Annotated in this window: 11 protein-coding genes; 9 read left to right on the top strand and 2 right to left on the bottom strand. The window is 63.3% G+C overall.

What is annotated here, in order from left to right; all coding sequences use genetic code 11:
• Positions 1-24 precede the first annotated feature (24 nt).
• Positions 25-2,571 (top strand): circularly permuted type 2 ATP-grasp protein, encoded by a 2,547-nt coding sequence (locus tag V1283_RS22470; protein WP_334388640.1) that lies wholly within the window; start codon positions 25-27, stop codon positions 2,569-2,571.
• A complete protein-coding gene (locus tag V1283_RS22465; RefSeq protein WP_334388638.1) occupies positions 2,568-3,446 on the top strand; it encodes a transglutaminase family protein in 879 nt (292 codons plus the stop codon). The genes V1283_RS22470 and V1283_RS22465 overlap by 4 nt, the downstream gene beginning before the upstream one ends.
• 174 nt (positions 3,447-3,620) lie before the next feature.
• Here V1283_RS22465 and V1283_RS22460 read toward each other — a convergent pair whose 3' ends face one another.
• Complete coding sequence (locus V1283_RS22460) at positions 3,621-5,327, bottom strand: methyl-accepting chemotaxis protein (RefSeq protein WP_334388637.1); 1,707 nt, start codon at positions 5,325-5,327, stop codon at positions 3,621-3,623.
• Positions 5,328-5,866: 539 nt separating this feature from the next.
• Between V1283_RS22460 and V1283_RS22455 the strand changes: the two genes are divergently transcribed.
• From V1283_RS22455 to V1283_RS22425, 7 genes are all read left to right on the top strand, one after another.
• A complete protein-coding gene (locus V1283_RS22455) occupies positions 5,867-6,448 on the top strand; it encodes a hypothetical protein (protein ID WP_334388636.1) in 582 nt (193 codons plus the stop codon).
• A 121-nt stretch (positions 6,449-6,569) separates the two neighbouring features.
• Positions 6,570-7,952 carry an ethanolamine ammonia-lyase subunit EutB gene (locus V1283_RS22450; RefSeq protein WP_334388634.1) on the top strand — a complete coding sequence of 461 codons (1,383 nt, stop codon included), beginning with the start codon at positions 6,570-6,572 and terminating at the stop codon, positions 7,950-7,952.
• Between the two features lie 157 nt (positions 7,953-8,109).
• A complete protein-coding gene (locus V1283_RS22445) occupies positions 8,110-9,699 on the top strand; it encodes a B12-binding domain-containing radical SAM protein (RefSeq protein ID WP_334388633.1) in 1,590 nt (529 codons plus the stop codon).
• A gap of 6 nt (positions 9,700-9,705) precedes the next feature.
• Positions 9,706-10,479: an ethanolamine ammonia-lyase subunit EutC gene (gene eutC, locus V1283_RS22440; protein ID WP_334388632.1), complete on the top strand. Its 774-nt coding sequence runs from the start codon at positions 9,706-9,708 to the stop codon at positions 10,477-10,479.
• A gap of 91 nt (positions 10,480-10,570) precedes the next feature.
• Entirely contained in the window at positions 10,571-12,592 is a 2,022-nt protein-coding gene (locus V1283_RS22435) for an acyltransferase family protein (RefSeq protein WP_334388631.1), read from the top strand.
• A 342-nt stretch (positions 12,593-12,934) separates the two neighbouring features.
• A complete protein-coding gene (locus V1283_RS22430) occupies positions 12,935-15,310 on the top strand; it encodes an efflux RND transporter permease subunit (protein ID WP_334388630.1) in 2,376 nt (791 codons plus the stop codon).
• 180 nt (positions 15,311-15,490) lie between these two features.
• The gene (locus V1283_RS22425; RefSeq protein ID WP_334388629.1) at positions 15,491-16,549 is read left to right on the top strand and encodes a hypothetical protein; all 1,059 of its coding nucleotides are present in this window, start codon (positions 15,491-15,493) and stop codon (positions 16,547-16,549) included.
• A 174-nt stretch (positions 16,550-16,723) separates the two neighbouring features.
• Here the strand turns inward: V1283_RS22425 and V1283_RS22420 are convergent, their stop codons facing one another.
• Positions 16,724-17,227: a hypothetical protein gene (locus V1283_RS22420; RefSeq protein ID WP_334388628.1), complete on the bottom strand. Its 504-nt coding sequence runs from the start codon at positions 17,225-17,227 to the stop codon at positions 16,724-16,726.
• Between the last annotated feature and the right edge of the window lie 355 nt (positions 17,228-17,582).

The following is a 17,582-nucleotide window of genomic DNA, read 5'->3' as shown; positions in this document are numbered from 1 at the left end:
GAGCGACGGTCTCGGGGAATCGGAATGTCAGGCCAAGGCAGCAGTCAAGGCAGCAGTCAGGAAATCAAGGCCCGTCCAGGCCAGCGCCGGATCGCGCAATGGACGCGCGACTATGCGCGGCTGCCCGGCATTCCCGACGAATATATCGGTCAGGACGGCGCGCCCCGCGCGGCGTGGAGCCGTTTTTTCGATGCCTTCGCCGCACTTTCGCCTGCCGATATCGAGCGCCGCTTTGCCTCCGCCGACCGCCATTTGCGCGAGGCCGGCGTAACCTATCGCGCACCCGGCGAGACCGCCGACCGGCTGTGGCCGCTCAGCCATCTGCCGCTGATCATCGACGAGGCCGACTGGCAGCAACTGACCACGGGCATCGCGCAACGCGCCCAATTGTTCGAAATGGTGCTGCGCGATCTCTATGGCGAGGGCCGGCTGGTCGCCGATGGCGCGGTGCCCGCGGCCGCGATTGCCGGCAGCAGCGAATATCTGCGCGCAGTTTGCGGCGTCAAACCGCCGGGCAACCGCTATTTGCATTTCTATGCGGCCGATGTCGGCCGCGGTCCCGACGGCCGCTGGTGGGTGCTTAATGATCGCACCCAGGCGCCATCGGGTGCCGGCTACGCGCTGGAAAACCGCCTGGTGCTGTCGCGCGCCTTTTCCAGTCTCTACAAGTCGATGAATGTCGAGCGTGTCGCGCCGTTCTTCGAGGCGTTCCGCGATTCACTGCGCGCCAGTGCCGACCGCGACGAGCCGCGGATCGGGCTGCTGACGCCGGGCGCCTTCAGTGAAACCTATTTCGAACACGCCACCCTGGCGCGCTATCTCGGCTTTCTGCTGGTCGAGGGCGACGATCTCGCCGTCAGCGGCGACCGCATCTACATCCGCACCGTCGCCGGGTTGAAACGGCTCGACGTGCTGCTGCGCCGGGTCGATTCCAATTTTCTCGATCCGCTCGAACTCGATGCGTCGTCGCATCTCGGCGTGCCCGGCCTGATCGACGTGCTGCGCAAGAACGGCGTCGTCGTCGCCAACATGCCGGGCTCCGGCGTATTGGAGGCGAGGGCGCTGCTCGGGTTCCTGCCGAGCCTGTGCCGGCGGCTGCTCAGCGAGAATCTGATCATGCCGCACATCGCGACATGGTGGTGCGGCCAGAAAGCCGCGCGCGAGGAAGTGCTGTCGCGGCTGGAGGATTTTGCGATCGAGGGCGCCTACGGCCGGGCTGTTCCCGGCTTTTCCAGCCACGGGCCGGTGCTCGCCGCGGAGCTGGCGCCCGCCGAGCGCGACCGGTTGAGAAGCGCGATCACCGATCGCGGTATCGATTATGTCGGCCAGGAAATGGTGCGGCTGTCGACGACGCCGGTGTGGGAGCAGGGCCAGATCACGCCGCGCCCGTTCGTGCTTCGGGTGTTCGCCGCAGCAACGCCGAATGGCTGGACCATCCTGCCCGGCGGCTTTTGCCGGATCGCCGAACAGGCGGATGCCCGTGCGGTGTCGATGGGCGATGGCGCGCGCTCGGCGGACGTCTGGGTGGTGTCCGACAAGGCGGTATCATCGGCGACGCTGCTGCCGGGGGCTGACGCCGTGCGGATCAGGCGGATCGCCGGGGTGGTGCCCAGCCGCGCCGCGGATAACCTGTTCTGGCTCGGCCGCTACCTCGAGCGCGCCGAGGCGACGCTGCGGCTGATCCGTGCGCTCGGAACGTCGACGCGCGACCCGGCCAAGGGGACTTCGACCGGGACTTCGACGGGGGTTTCCACCGCGCTGCATTCGGTCGAGCGCATCCAGCGAATTCTCGTGACCTGGGGCGCCACCTCGCAGGCGACGCGGACGAATCCGGCGCGGGTGATCGCCGAGGCGCTGCAAAGCGAGGAGAAATTCGGCTCGGCGCTGTCGCTGGTCCGGTCCGCCCAACGGACCGCGACCTCGTTGCGTGAGCGGCTTTCGCCGGATGCCTGGCAGATCATCACCGAGATGGTAGACCGCCTCGCTCTGCAGGTCGACGACGACGATAGCATCGTCAGCGCCGCCGAATTGACGCTGCAGGAACTGGCGAGCCTTGCCGGCCTGGCGCAGGAGAACATGAACCGGGCCGCCGGCTGGCGCTTTCTCGAGATGGGCCGCCGCGCCGAGCGCGCCATCAACACCGTGCGGTTCGCGCGGCAGTTCGCCTATGACGAAGCGGGCGAGGATGACCTCGACGTTCTGCTGACGCTGGTGGATTGCCAGATCACCTATCGTTCGCGCTATCTGGTTGGCCCGGCGCTGGCGCCGGTGCGCGATCTCGCGGTGCTCGATCCCTATAATCCGCGCTCGGTCGCGTTTCAGGTGACGACGCTGAACGATCACATCGCCGCGCTGCCGACCCTGAAGGAGCACGGTTTGATCGAGCGGCCGCAGCGTCTTGCTGTCGCCTTGCAGGCCACGCTGGCGACGGCGGAGGCCGCGGCGCTTGACGTCAAAACCCTGTTCGCGATGGAGCAGGACCTGCTCAATCTGGCCGATGCCATCGGCCTGCATTACTTCCCGCACGGACCCAATGCGAGCCGGCCGGAGAAGCTGACGGGCCTCGCGTGATCTACGACATCCGTCACGTCACGACATATAGTTACGAAAGCCCGGTGAGTTTTGCGCGGTGCTCGCTGCGGCTGGAGCCGAAGTCCGGCGACGGGCAGCAATTGATTTCCCACTCGGTCGAGATCCGGCCGCGGCCTGCGGACCGCGCCGTGCGGCGCGATTTCTTCGGCACCCATACCGAGAGCATCCTGATCGAAACCGCGCATCGCAATTTGCGGATCGATTCCCGCTCGCGCGTTTCGGTGTCGCGCAAGGCGCTCGACCGGGCTGCGCCGAGCCCGTCATGGGATGATATCCGCGACGTGGCGTTCGAGGCCACCAGTCTGGGCCCCGTTTCGCCGGTCGGCTATGTCTTTGCGAGTTCGCTGGTGCCGGTGCTGGCGCCGGTCACCGCCTATGCCGTGGCGAGCTTCCCGCCGGGCGGTGGCATTCTTTCAGGTGCCGCCGATTTGATGCGCCGCATCCGCAACAATTTCAGGTACGACCCGAAGGCCACGGTGATCTCGACGCCGCTCCGGGAGGTGTTCGAGAAGCGCCACGGCGTGTGCCAGGATTTTGCCCATGTGATGATTGCGGGTTTGCGCGGGCTGGGTCTGCCCGCGGCCTATGTCAGCGGATACTTGCGCACCATTCCGCCGCCCGGGAAGCCGCGCCTGCAGGGCGCCGACGCCACCCACGCCTGGGTTTCAGTTTGGTGCGGCGCCGAGCTCGGCTGGGTCGGGTTCGATCCGACCAACGACATCATGATCGAGAACGATCACATCATTCTGGCAATCGGGCGCGACTTCTCCGATGTCTCGCCGGTCGACGGCATCATTGTCGGCTCGCGCAAGCAGAAGCTTGGCGTGGCCGTGGACGTGATCCCGGTGGAGTAGTCCAAGACTTGAGCCGCACTTACTGTGATCCGTCATCCTGAGGCGCGAGCGCAGCGAGCCTCGAAGGATGAGCGGCCCGGCCGGTGGCCGTCGCCCTTCGAGACGGCCGCGTTGCGGCCTCCTCAGGGTGACGGATTACGGTTGGGTGCTCTGCATCGGTGAATAGAGCAGGCCTTACGTGCCGGTCTTCCGCACCTGCTCGGACGAATCCGCGCGCAAATCGCGGAAGAATTTTTCGACTTCACGGGACAGCGTCTCGGCGGTGGCCGTCAGTTCGCTGGATGCGGTGAGGACGGAAGCCGCGGCCGTGCTCGTCGTGCCGATGGCGTCGCTGAGCGAGCCGATGTTGACGACCAGCGTTCCGTTGCCTTGCGCTGCCAATTGCGCGTTCGACGATATTTCGCGGGTCGCTGCATCCTGCTGCTCGATCGCGCTGGCGATGATCGAGGTCACCTCGTTGATCTCGCGCACGGCGTTGCCGATTTCGCGGACCGCCTCGACGGAGGTTTTGGTCGACGTCTGGATCAAGCCGACGTTCTGGCCGATCTCGGCGGTCGCTTTCGCGGTCTGCTCGGCCAGCGCCTTGACCTCGTGGGCAACGACCGCAAAACCGCGGCCGGCGTCGCCGGCGCGGGCGGCTTCGATCGTCGCATTGAGCGCCAGAAGATTGGTTTGCTCGGCGATCGCCTGGATCAGGCTGAGCACGCCGTCGATGCGCTGGGTCGCGGCTGCAAGCCCTTCGATTTCCGCGACCGATCTCTCGGTGCGCTGGCCCGCCTGCTCGACGGCGCTGGCCGACTGGCGCACCTGGCGGCCGATTTCCTCGACCGAGGCTGAGAGCTCTTCGGCCGCGCTGGCGACGGCGGAAACGTTGCTGGAGGCCTGCTCGGTCGCGCCGGAGGCAGCCACCGCGCGCCCGCTGGCATCTGACGAGACGCTGGCAATGGTCTGGGCGGTGCCACGCATCGAGGTCGCATTGTCGGTGACGGCGCGCAGCACGCCGCCGATCGCTTCCCGGAAGGCGTCGACCGAGGCTTCGATATGGCGGGTGCGCTCGCCGCGCGCTTTCGAATCCTCCAATACCTGCGAATTGAGGTTGCGGTTGCGGTCCATCGCCTCCTGGAAGATCTTGATGGCGCGGGCGAGCGCGCCGATTTCGTCGGTGCGGCCGGTGTGCGGAACCTCGACGCCTTCAGCGCCGTCGGCGACCTGCTTGATGGTTGCGGTGATGACCGAGAGCGGGCGGGCGATCGAACGGGCGATGATCAGCACGCCCAGCACGACCACGACGAGCGCGAGTACGCCGAGGCAGGTCAGCACAAAGGCCATGGTGTGGTTGGTGTCGGTCTGTTGCGCCAGTCGCTTGCTGCGTTCGGCATAGACCTTGGACAGCGCTTCCAGATCCTTGTTCAGCGCCGTCCGCACTTCGCGGTTGGCGTCATTGTCGCCCCATTCGCGGCCTGCTGCCGCATTGATCTCGACACCGCGGCGAACGAGCTCCTTGCGGAAGTCGACAAACTGTTCGATGCGCTTCTTGAAGGTGGCGAACTGCTGGGCGTCGTCTGCCTGCACCAGCGTCTCCCAGTTCTTGACGACCTCGAGAATGCGTTGGTTGAACTTGAGCAAGCCGTCGCCGTATTTTTTCACTACCGCCGGATCAGTCGACATGTAGACGCCGCGCGATTCCATCACGACGGCATAGACCAGCGAATTGATGCGCTCGACGTTGAGCGCGGCACGGCTGGCGGTCGAGACCGCTTCGGTAAGTTCGGCATTCTGGCGCGTGTTGTAGTCGGACAAGGCGGTGATGGCGGCGACCAGCACCGCGAACAGCGCGAAGACCGAGTACAATTTGGCTGCGAGCGAAAACCGGGATGCCATGGCGCCACCAAAAACAAACTAAGGATTGGACAATTCGGCCGTAACGGCACGCCGGAATGGTTTCCGGCGATTGCCTTCGGCATAGGCAAGTGTGCTCAATTTTGATGGAGATTGTCTTAACGCGCGAAATTCCATGAATTGCAACTAAGCAAAATAATCGAGTAATTTCAGACAATTACAACGCTGTGGCAAGTTGCCTCGCCGGGAAGATTCGGCAGCCGCCCGCGACTGTAACGGGCCCTGATATGCCGGTGCAATTGGAGGTCGCTGTCCTGGCGGCCGGCGCGCGAGGGCCGCGCCTGCCTGCCGCCTGCAAGCGGGAACCTCTTCTGAAGCGGAGTTGGCGTTGGCAAGACAATTGTTGATCGAATCAAGCTAGACAACGAGCACGAGGACGGAACGTGTCGATTTCGTCCTGCCCGGGGCGGCAGGCGCGCAATCCATAAGGCCATCGCCGGAATCGTCGCGACGCCTGTTGAAGGCGCGGCGCTGGTTCGATGATGCCTCAGAGCGGGGACTTGATGGTTCAAAGTGCTGCCTTGCCGGCCAACGCCGATCTCTACCTTCACGTCCGCGTATTGATTGCCATTATCCTCGGGCTCAGCGTCACGCGGTTGATCAGCGGCGTCGCGGCATTGATCCAGCATCCCGGCCGAACCCCGGTCTGGTCTGTTCATCTGGGCTGGGTCGCCTGGGCGCTTCTGAACGTGGTGACGTTCTGGTGGTGGGAGTTTCGCCTGAGCTACGTCCAGCACTGGACGTTTGCCCTGTACATCTTCGTCTGCGTTTACGCGTCGATGTACTATTTCCTGAGCGCACTGCTTTTCCCTCAGGATCTCGACGAATATCAGGGCTTTCAGGACTACTTTCTTTCCCGCCGCCGCTGGTTCTTTGGCTTTGTGGCCCTGACAGAAGCGCTCGATGTGGTCGACACCTTGATAAAGGGCGATGGCCATTTGCAATCGCTGGGGCTGGAATATCTGCCGCGGATCGGAATATTCATCCTGTTATGCGCGGTGGCCGCGACAACACGTAATCTCAGGTTTCATGCGCTGTTCGTGTTCGGCGCGTTCGCTTATGAGCTAAGCTTTTTCGGTCGCTACTACGCGACGCTGAACTAGGCGGCGGCGGTTGGCGGGAGCGGCCAGGCCGCACTTGAAAAAACCTCTTCCGTGCTGCCGCCCGTGTGATGATAGGGTAGCCGAGGCAACGAAGCGGATCCCGCGCGCGGGGAAAGTCAGCATGGTCCATCGCCAGGTCATCGGCGCCACCTCCTACGTATTCGGCGACTTGCGCGAACTGCTCGCCAAGGCGACGCCACCGCGGTCCGGCGACCGTCTTGCCGGCGTCGCGGCCGAAAGCGCGGAACAAATGATCGCGGCGCGGATGGCGCTCGCGGACGTGCCGCTCAAGCAATTCCTCAACGAGGCGGTGATCCCTTATGAGGACGACGAGGTCACCCGGTTGATCCTCGATAGCCATGCGGCGCAGGCGTTTGCGCCCATCGCCTCGCTGACCGTCGGCGGTTTCCGTGACTGGCTGTTGTCCGATGCCGCAACCGGCGAAACGCTGGCGAAGGTCTCGCGCGGCATCACGCCGGAAATGGCCGCCGGCGTCTCGAAGCTGATGCGCAACCAGGATCTGATCCTGGTCGCGAAGAAGTGCGTCGTGACCTCGGCGTTCCGCAACACGATCGGCCTGAAGGGACGGATGAGCGTGCGGCTGCAGCCCAATCATCCCTTCGACAACGCCAGGGGCATTACCGCTTCGATCCTCGACGGCATCCTGCTTGGATCGGGCGATGCCTGCATCGGCATCAATCCCGCCAGCGACGATCCGGCCGTGATCGGAGAGCTGCTGCGGCTGCTCGACGGCATCATCGCGCGGCTGCAGATCCCGACGCAAAGCTGCGTGCTCACCCACGTGACCACGACGCTCGGATTGATCGGGCAGGGCGCCCCGGTCGATCTGGTGTTCCAGTCGATCGCGGGAACGGAAGCCGCCAACCGTAGTTTTGGCGTCAATCTCGCGTTGTTGCGCGAGGCGCGTGAGGCGGGGCTGTCGCTTCGCCGCGGCACGGTTGGCGATCATCTGATGTATTTTGAGACCGGGCAGGGCTCAGCGCTGTCGGCCAACGCGCATCACAATGTCGATCAGCAGACCTGCGAAGCGCGGGCCTATGCGGTGGCGCGCGCGTTCGATCCGCTGCTCGTCAACAGCGTCGTCGGCTTCATCGGTCCGGAATATCTCTACGACGGCAAGGAAATCATCCGCGCCGGCCTGGAGGATCATTTTTGCGGCAAGCTGCTCGGCCTGCCGCTTGGTGTCGATGTCTGCTACACCAACCATGCCGAAGCCGACCAGGACGACATGGACAATTTGCTGACGCTGTTGGCCGCCGCCGGCGTCACCTTCATCATGGGCGTGCCGGGCGCCGACGACGTCATGCTGAACTATCAGTCGACCTCGTTCCACGACGCGCTGTATATCCGCGACCTGTTCGGCTTGAAGCGGGCGCCAGAGTTCGACGATTGGCTATTGCGCACCGGCCTTGCCGATACCAATTTCCGGCTTGCGGGCGACGCGGGCCTGCTGCCCGAATTTGCTTCGCGGCTGATCGCCTGAAGGGGCCACCGACCGCCGGTTTTGATGCAACCATTGGACCTTGCGCGGGTTAGAACCGACTGGTGCACGTGCGAAGGTCGCCACAATCTTGAAGAAATTCTGGCCCAGCTTTCAATGTCGTGCTTAGATTTGTGAAAGCTTTGTCTGAGGAAGTCTGATGAGAGCTGAAGGCATCGGAACGGTACGGCGTATCCTGTGCGTCTTCCCGCGCTATACGTCTTCTTTCGGTACATTCGAGTACGCCTATCCCCTGACCGACGGCGTGCAGGCATTCATGCCGCCGCAAGGCCTGTTGCTGATCGCGGCCTATCTCCCGGAGAACTGGCCGGTCCGTTTCATCGACGAAAACATTCGTCCCGCCACCAAGGAAGATTTCGAATGGGCCGAGGCGGTGTTCGTCAGCGGCATGCACATCCAGCGCCAGCAGATGAACGACATCTGCCGACGCGCTCATGCCCTCGATCTTGCGGTAGCGATCGGCGGGCCGTCGGTGAGCGCGTGCCCGGATTACTATCCCTCGTTCGACTATCTGCATGTCGGCGAACTCGGCGACGCCACCAATGAGCTGATCGCGCGGCTGGCGCGCGACCCGTCGCGCCCCGGGCAGCAGGTGGTGCTGAAGACCAACGATCGCGTGCCGATGACCGAGTTTCCGATCCCGGCCTACCAACTGGCGGAGGTGAAGAAATACTTCCTCGGCAGCATCCAGTATTCGAGCGGCTGTCCCTATCAGTGTGAATTCTGCGACATCCCCGGTCTTTACGGCCGTAACCCGCGCCTGAAGACGCCGGAGCAGATCATCGCCGAACTCGACAAATTACGCGAATGCGGCGTCACCGGCTCGGTGTATTTCGTCGACGACAATTTCATCGGCAACCGCAAGGCGGCGCTGGATCTGTTGCCGCATCTGGTCGAGTGGCAGAAGCGGACCGGCTACGTGATGCGGCTCGCCTGCGAGGCGACGCTGAACATCGCCAAGCGACCCGAGATTCTGGAGAAGATGCGCGAGGCGTTCTTCGTCACCGTGTTCTGCGGCATCGAGACGCCCGATCCCGACGCGCTGAAGGCGATGCACAAGGACCACAACATGATGGTCCCGATCCTCGAAGGCATCCAGACCATCAATTCCTACGGTATGGAAGTCGTCTCCGGCATCATCATGGGGCTCGACACCGACAAGCCGGAAACCGGCGATGCGCTGCTGCAGTTCGTCGAGGAGTCGCAGATTCCGCTGCTCACGATCAATCTGCTGCAGGCGCTGCCGAAGACGCCGCTGTGGGACCGGCTGGAGAAGGAAGGCCGGCTCGTCAATGACGACGACGGCCGCGACTCCAATGTCGAGTTCCTGCTGCCCTACGATCAGGTCGTCGATTCCTGGCGTAAATGCATGGAAGTCGCCTACGAGCCGGCAAGGCTGTTTGAGCGCTACCAGCATCAATGCGACTACACCTATTCGCGGCGGATCAAGGTGCCGGTCAGCCCCGAGCAGAAAAGCTGGGCCAATATCAAGCGCGGCCTGATCATGCTCCGGAACATCTTCTGGAAAGTCGGCGTGCTCGGCGACTACAAAAAAGTGTTCTGGAAGTTCGCTCTGGGCCGGCTCCGCCGCGGCGATATCGAGGGCCTGATCGGTCCGGCGATGATCGGACATCATCTGATCATGTTTGCGCGTGCCGCCTCAGTCGGCCAGCAGAACGCGTCGAACTACTCGATCCGGCTGCGCGAGGCCTCGGTTCCTGCCGAGTAAAAGCCAATGAAAACGCCAGCGCCGCCGTCCCGCCCGCTCGAAGCCCTGCGGGAGTTGACGCCCGCGCGTGTCGGGCTCGGCCGCGCCGGCGCCAGCCTGCCGACCGACGCATTGCTTGCCTTCACGCTCGACCACGCCCGTGCGCGCGATGCCGTTCATGCCGCTTTCGATGCGCCGCATCTGGCTGCCGGATTGGCCGGTCTCGGCCTGCGGGTCGGCGAGGTTTCCAGCCAGGCGCAGAACCGGCGCGACTATCTGCGCCGTCCTGATCTCGGACGCATGCTGGATGCGGATTCACGGCACGCGCTGGAAAAGCAAAACGGCAGCGCGAGCGAGATTGTGATCGTGATCGGCGACGGGCTGTCGCCGGCGGCCGTCAACGTCCACGCGGTCGAACTGGTTCGCCATCTGGCGCCGCGCCTGACGGAGGCGGGAATCTCGCTGGGCCATGTCGTGGTCGCGTCGGGCGCGCGCGTGGCGCTGGGCGACGAGATCGGCGCCGTGCTCGGCGCGCGAATGGTGGTGATGCTGATTGGGGAGCGGCCCGGCCTGTCGGCGCCCGACAGCCTCGGCGCGTATCTCACCTTTGCGCCGCGCATCGGCCTCACCGACGAGAAGCGCAATTGCGTGTCCAACATCCACGGCACGGGCCTGAGCTACGATGAAGCCGCCTTCAAGATCGCGTGGCTGGTGCGTGAAGGCATCACACGCCAGGTCACCGGCGTGGCGCTGAAGGACGAAAGCGGAACCGCGCTGATCGCCGCCAGGCCGATCGACTGAACTCGAAAACGTTTCGACCTGTGGCCGCGCTGCCGTTGTGAGCCAACTCCCGCCTGATATAAGCGGCATGGGGAGCGGGCTGAGACAGGCTATGGGGAAGGCGGGGGCGGTGCCAGGCGCGGCAGGCAAGCATGCGAGCCCGGACGGGTTCCGGCTGGATATCAATGCCCTCCGGGCGCTTTCGGTAATTGCCGTCGTCGGCTTTCACTTCCAGATACCTGGATTTGCCGGAGGCTTCGTCGGTGTCGACGTCTTCCTGGTGATCACCGGCTACCTCATGACGGCGAAGGTTTTGAACGAGCTGAAGCTCGGTCGGTTTTCGCCATGGACTTTCTGGATGATGCGCATGCGCAGGATCTATCCTGCGCTTGCGGTGCTCACCATCGCGTCCGTCATCGCCGGCTGGTTCGTGACCTTGCCGGCCGAATATACACGGCATTTGCTCCAGGCGCTGTCGGCGCTGACCTTCTTGTCGAACTTCGCCTTCAAGAGCGACAGCGGCTATTTCGCCATGGCGGCCCAGACCAAACCACTGCTGCACACCTGGTCGCTGTCGCTGGAGTGGCAGTTCTATTTCTTCATGCCACTGATCGTTGGCCTGGTCTGGCGGCTTGCTTTGCGCGCCATGTCAGGGATCGATGCGGTGGTCGTTGCGCTACAGGTCTTCGCGGCCCTGTCATTGGCGTGGTGTCTGTGGGCAAGCCAGCAAGATGCGACGGGATCGTCCTTCTTCTCCCTGCAGGCGAGAGCCTGGGAGCCATTGGCTGGCGGATTGATCGCTGCAGCAGAGATCCGGCGCCGATCCGAAGGAATCGCCGATCCCTCCTGGCTGCAATCGCCGATGGTTGCTGTCGCAGGCTGGGTGCTGGTCGCCGGCTGCGTCGTCTATCCCTTGCCCGAAGCGCGATGGCCCGGCGTGCTCACGATCCTGCCGATTCTGGGCTCGGCCATCATCATTGCAGCGCGACAGGGGAGCCGCGAAGGCGGCCTGCTGGGGGCGTCTGCGATCCAGCGCGTGGGCGACTGGTCCTACTCGATCTATCTTTGGCATTGGCCGGTCTGGGTCTTTGCCCTGAGCTGGCTATCTGTGCGCGGGTATGGTGTGGACGCCACGCAGAAGACGTTGATGGTACTCGTCTCGCTGGCGCTCGGCGCGATTTCCTACCGCTATGTCGAACAGCCCTTCAGAATTCGCCGAGATTTCTGGACGCCGCGCAGGCTGCTTGGGAGCTCCGCCGTCTCGTTCGCGCTGTTGGCGGGGTTCGTATCGCTGACTTTTCTCAACAAGGGTTTTCCAGGCAGGCTGCCGGAATATCTATTGCCCGCCGAACTGGCGAGAAGAACCAGCACGCCACGGGACGAGTGCTTCAGAAACGCGAACTCCACCAAGAAGGCGACGGAGACCCATTGCCGCTTCGGCAGCGAGCAGGCCGCAGACAGGCCTTCAGCAATCCTGTGGGGCGATTCGTTTGCCAACCAGTATCTCGACCCTGTTTCTTCGGCGGCGCTCGCCCATGGGATACATGGCCTGATTGCGACGCAAAACGGGTGCAGGGCGTTCATCGACGATGCGGCAAGGAACGCCGGTGATGAGCGGCCGTGCCGGGAGTTCAACCGAAGCACGCTGGACTTCGTGCTCGGGCGGACCGAGCCGAGCATCGTGGTGCTCGGAGGTAACTGGGTGGAAGCGACCGAGATCTCCGTGCTCGTAGACAGGCTGCTTTCTGCAGGCAAGACCGTGGTCCTGATTCTGCCGCTACTGCACTTGGGCTTCGACCTGCCGCAGCGTTGGGTCGAAAACCAGATCCGTGCCGGCAGGGCTATCGACGAATGGAAGGTCGAGGCCGGTCCCGTCCTGACGAGGAGCGGCTTGCGGAACGAGATCGCTCGCGTGCTCGACAAGCACGGAGGCAATCTGCGCCTCGTGACGGTGGATCCGTTATCCGTCGTCTGCGAGCACGGCTATTGCCATCTGGTCCGCAACGGGCAGGCCAATTTCCGCGACGCCGCGCACATTTCCAATGTCAATGCGAGCCAGTACAACGGCGTGTTCGGCGCTGCATTCGGAGCCGCGCTGCACGCCGGAACGGAAGCGGACAAGAGGACAGATTGAGCGCCACGTCTCGGCATCCCGCCTCCCTAAAATTTGACCAGTACCGTTGCACCGCTGATTGCAGCCGATGTGGGCGATTTCCGACAGGACACCCCGGGAAGGCGCTTATGGGGTGTGGCAAATCAGAGACTTAACGGGCATTTTCGTCACCTTCGTGCCGATTTGCCCCGCCGCGCGTGCTTGCCGGACGGGGTTCGGCCCTGTAAAACGGCGCCGATTAATTTACCGCGTGATTTCAATGGCTAGCGCCGATCGGATGGGGGCTGGCAAAGCCGCATTCACGCCACCAAACTGCATAAAACCAAGCTGCACAAACAGGCCGACGTGAGAACTGGACAGGGTATGCTCGACAAGAACTCCGAAAGTCGCGTCCACGTCGAAGCCATCGAGGAGCCGCCGCCGGGCAAGAGCATCGCCTTCGGGATCGAGCGCATGGGCCTGATCGCGGTCAAGGCGCCGATCCTCTCCATGATCATTCTCGCCGCGTTGATGGTGGCTGCTCTCTTCGGCATCGAGCGGATCAAGATCGACGACTCGCTGAGCCAGCTGTTCCGTTCCGATTCCAAGGACTACAAGCAATACGAGGCCGTGACCAAGCGCTTCCCGGCGACCGAATTCGACGTGCTGGTCGTGGTCGAGGGCAAGACGCTCCTGGCCCGCGAGAACCTCGAAAAGATCCGCGACATGGTCACCGACCTGCAGCTGGTCGAGGGCGTGCGTGGTCTGGTGTCGCTGTTTTCGGCGCGTCAGGCGCCGGAGCCCGGCAAGCTGCCGGCCGCGCTGTTCCCGCCCGAACTGCCACAGGGCGCCGCCTACGAGAAATTCGCCGAGACCGTCAAATCCAACGAGATCATTCGCGGCAAGCTGTTGTCGGAGGATGGCACGCTGGCGCTGATCGTATTGTCGCTGGAGCCGAAGGTCGTTTCCTCAAACGATCTCGGCAAGGTGGTCGGCGAAATACGGAAGATCATGGCCGAGGATCTCGCCGGCAGCGGTCTCAACGCCCAGCTCTCCGGCGTTCCCGTGATGCAGCTTGAGATCCGCAACGCGGTCAAGCGCGACGGGCTGACCTACAACATCCTCGGCATTCTGGCCGGCTGCATCATCGCGATCATCTTCTTCCGCAAGATATCGTTCATGGTGGTCGCCGCGTTCCCGCCGATCATCGCGATCCTGCTCGCGCTCGGTGGCCTCGGCTGGGCCGGTTTCAACCTCAACATGTTCCTGAACGTGATGACGCCGCTCATCATGGTGATCAGCTTCTCGGACTCGATGCAGCTGACGTTTGCCGCGCGCGATCGCCTGATCGCGGGACAGGACAAGCTCACGGCGTTCACCAACGCCGTGCTGGTGGTGGGGCCGGCCTGCGTGCTGACCCACGGCACCGCCGGCATTTCGTTCATCGCTTTGCAATTCTCCGATTCCGAACTGATCCGAAAGTTCGGCGAGGCCGGACTTGCCGCCACCATCATCGCGCTGATTGCGGTGCTGTCGCTGGTGCCGGTGTTCGGCGTCCTGTTCGTCCGCAACGAAAAGATTTTCGCGGTAAAATTCCAGAGCGCGGATGCCGGCGTGCAGGCGCTGCGCAATTTCTGCTACTGGATCGCGGTGCGCATGGTGGGCCGCCCCGGGCTGTTCAGCCTGCTTGCGTTGGTCCTCGTCGCCGGCCTCGGCTACATCTACGCCACGCTGGAGCCGCGCTACCGGCTTGCCGACCAGGTGCCGGACAAGCGGCAGGCCGTGGCGGCGTCCAGCCGTCTCGACGCCAAGCTCACCGGCGCCAATCCGATCGACGTGCTGATCGAATTCCCCAAGGGCGCCTCGCTCTATGCGCCGGATACCTTGAAGACGATCGCCGAGGTTCACGCGATGGTCGAGAAATCGGCCGGCGTCGGCAACGTCTGGTCGCTCGAAACCCTGCGCCGCTGGCTCGCCGAGAAGGCGGGGAGCAACGATGTCGCGACACTGAAGGAATATGTCAGCGTTATCCCGGAACATCTGGTCCGCCGCTTCATCTCGGCTGATCAGGATGCAGTGGTGGTTTCGGGGCGCGTGCCCGATCTTGATTCCAGCGAAATCCTTCCTGTGATCGACAAGCTCGACAAGGCGCTCGACACGGTGAGGGCCGAGCATCCCGGCTTCGAAATCGCGGTCACCGGCCTGTCGGCGATCGCCGCGCGCAACAGCGCCAACATGATCTCGAAACTCAACCACGGCCTGACGGTGGAATTCCTGCTGGTCGCGATCTTTATCGGCTTGGCATTCCGCTCGGTCGTGGTGATGTTCTCCTGCATCCTGCCCGGCATTTTCCCGGTCGTGGCATCGGGTACGGTGCTGTGGATATTGGGCGAGGGGCTGCAATTCGCCAGCGTGGTCGCGCTGACGGTGTCGTTCGGCCTCGGATTGAGCGCCACCATCCACTTCCTCAACCGGTTGCGGCTGGAGAGCAAGCCGGGCGTCACGCCGGAACTGGCGGTCGAGCGCGCCACCGTGCTGGTCGGTCCGGCGCTGATCCTGACCACGGTGGTGCTGGCCTGCGGCCTCGTCGTCACCGTGTTCTCCGACCTGCCGTCGCTGCGGCTGTTCGGCTGGCTCAGCGCGTTCTCGATGATCGCAGCCCTGGTCGCGGATCTCTTCATCCTGCGGCCGACGTCGATGTTCCTGATCAACCTGTCGAACAGGATTCGCGGCGCCAGTCACGCCAAGCCTGTGGAATAGCGGCCTGCCGAAAAACAGCCGCTACCATAGCGTTTTCGAGCGAAGTGGATCCCGGTTCGCGTAAAGAAAACGCGTCAAACAAGAAGCGAGCGCTCGGTTCTGATGCAGTCAGTCAGAACCGTTAATGCCCGAGCACAACAAAGGGCTGCCGGCTAACGGCAGCCGAGGAGGGGTCGAGGAATGACGTCTGCGGGATTAGCGGCTCGCCCTGCGGCCGATGCTGCCGCCTACCGTGCGGTCGAACACATCTATCATTCCTATCTCACCGGGCTGATCCTGATGCTGGCCTCGCGGGCAGGCGCACCGCGCGCGGCCGAGGTGGTGTTTCGCACCTTTCGGCGGCAGCAACTGGCGCGCTTTCTTCCCGGATTGAAGAAGCTCGGCCTCGACCAACTCCCGCATGCGGTTGCATGCGCCCAGTATCATTATCTGTCGAACCAGGTCGGCGGCGTGAAGGTCGAGTATGTCTATGAGAGCGACACCAAGGCCTGGGTGCGCTATCCGCCGCCGCGCTGGATCTGGTCCGGCACCGCGATCTGCGGCATCCCCTCGGAAGTGTCGCGGGCGATGCTGCGCGGATGGCACGCCAACAACGGCGTCGTGCTCGGCAATCCCAGGCTCGGCTTCGTCTGCACCGGGCAGACCGTCGACGGCCAGCCGGGGCTGGAGGGGTACTACAAGGAGTGGGATCGCGATCTCGCGCCGGAGGAGCGGTTGCAGTTTTCGCCCGGCGAGCGCTGTCCGCCGTTCTGCGCCGATCTCGCGCCGCGCCTGCCCGGGAACACATGGCCGGAAGAGCGGCTGCAAAAGGTGCTTCGCAATTATGCGATGGAATACGTCACCTCGATCGTGCCGGAGACGATCGCCGTGCTCGGCCCGGAAGAGGGCGGCCATCTCGCCGGCGCCGCGGCGCGGCTCGTCGGGATGCACACCTTCGACGAAGTCGCTGCGCTATTGGGCGGCGTGGAAGCGGGGGCGGCGGGTTTCGCCAAAGCCTTCGCCCGGCTTGCCCGCGGACAGGACGACGATGCGGAATTGCAGCTGGAAGGCTCGACCGCAACCGTGCGCCAGACGTCGTGGCGCCTGATGGCGGAACGTGAAGCGCCGTCGCCTGCCGTGTTCGATGCCTGGAACGAATTGTGGGTGGGGGCGGCGCTTGCGCATGACCGCTTCATGCGCGTCGAAGTGACGCAACGCCGTGACCGTGGCGACCCGTGTTGGCGCTGGAAATTCAGCTGAGCGAGCTCATAGCGTTTTCAAGCGAAGTGGACGCCGGTTCGTGTCAAGAAAACGCGTCAAAACGAAAAGCTAGAGCCCGGTTCTGATCCAATCAGAACCGAAATGGCTCTGGTGGCTGTAAAATGAAAAGGCAGCGCCGGGGCGCTGCCATTCACATTGATTCAAGGGGCCGCGTCAGGTCTTCGTCATCGTGATCTTGACGCCGCGGATTTCGCCCTTGGAGTCGATCTGCACGGACTGCTTGTTGCCTGTGGTCCGCAAGTTCAGGTTCGCTGCAAATCCGGAAGCCTCGACGAACACTTCGATCTGGCCGCCGCCTGCGGTGCCCTGCAGATTGCCGAAGATATTCCGGCTTTTCTCGCTCCAGTTTCCGGAGATGCGTTCGCCCTGGCTGGTGACGTCGCTCGACAGGTCGAATTTATAGCTGTCGCTGGCGCAGTGCAGATTTTGCTTCAGGCCGAGCCCGCTGGCGTTGACCTTGTAGTCGGCTTTGCAGCGGATGTTCTCGGTGGTGCCGTTGGAGAGCGCGACCGTGCCGGTGCCGCTCCAGTTTCCGTCAAAGCCGGCAAACGGGCCTCCCGCCTGGGCATGGCTTGCGGTGATCGACAACATGAGCGCGGCGCCGACGCCGGCTGCTGCGAGAGCCTGACCGAACAAGCTGGAACCAAACCGTTTCATTGTGAGTTTTCCCATAAAATAGACGCTTCTCTTGCAAGATACGTCTCGCCGCATCGAAGATTTAGTGTTCTCGCAGTATCTTAGGTTCAAATGACGGGATGTTGTTTCCGGCGATGGCGCCAGGCAAATGGCCGCAGATCGCCGAATAGAATCAAACATTCACATCAGTCCCGTCAGCGCAGCATCTAGCTGTGCGCGGCATCGTCCGCAACAGCCAATTGTCGGGAAAGTGTTGCAGAAATACACATTAAATATCAGTCGGTTATCTAACGTGCTGAGATCGTCGTAAAGATCGCCGCAAATTTGGCCGCATTTGCCATGCTTGTCCTTTATTCATGCTGCGTTACGCGGCGCC

Origin of the sequence: Bradyrhizobium sp. AZCC 2262, assembly GCF_036924535.1 — a bacterium.
Lineage (GTDB): Bacteria > Pseudomonadota > Alphaproteobacteria > Rhizobiales > Xanthobacteraceae > Bradyrhizobium.
This window is presented reverse-complemented; position numbering and strand designations above follow the sequence as displayed.

Coding starts and splice junctions, on each gene's coding strand:
- V1283_RS22470 (WP_334388640.1), top strand. CDS start 25: ATGTCAGGCCAAGGCAGCAGTCAAGGCAGCAGTCAGGAAATCAAGGCC.
- V1283_RS22460 (WP_334388637.1), bottom strand. CDS start 5,327: ATGGCATCCCGGTTTTCGCTCGCAGCCAAATTGTACTCGGTCTTCGCG.
- V1283_RS22450 (WP_334388634.1), top strand. CDS start 6,570: ATGGTCCATCGCCAGGTCATCGGCGCCACCTCCTACGTATTCGGCGAC.
- V1283_RS22445 (WP_334388633.1), top strand. CDS start 8,110: ATGAGAGCTGAAGGCATCGGAACGGTACGGCGTATCCTGTGCGTCTTC.
- eutC (WP_334388632.1), top strand. CDS start 9,706: ATGAAAACGCCAGCGCCGCCGTCCCGCCCGCTCGAAGCCCTGCGGGAG.
- V1283_RS22435 (WP_334388631.1), top strand. CDS start 10,571: ATGGGGAAGGCGGGGGCGGTGCCAGGCGCGGCAGGCAAGCATGCGAGC.
- V1283_RS22430 (WP_334388630.1), top strand. CDS start 12,935: ATGCTCGACAAGAACTCCGAAAGTCGCGTCCACGTCGAAGCCATCGAG.
- V1283_RS22425 (WP_334388629.1), top strand. CDS start 15,491: ATGACGTCTGCGGGATTAGCGGCTCGCCCTGCGGCCGATGCTGCCGCC.
- V1283_RS22420 (WP_334388628.1), bottom strand. CDS start 17,227: ATGAAACGGTTTGGTTCCAGCTTGTTCGGTCAGGCTCTCGCAGCAGCC.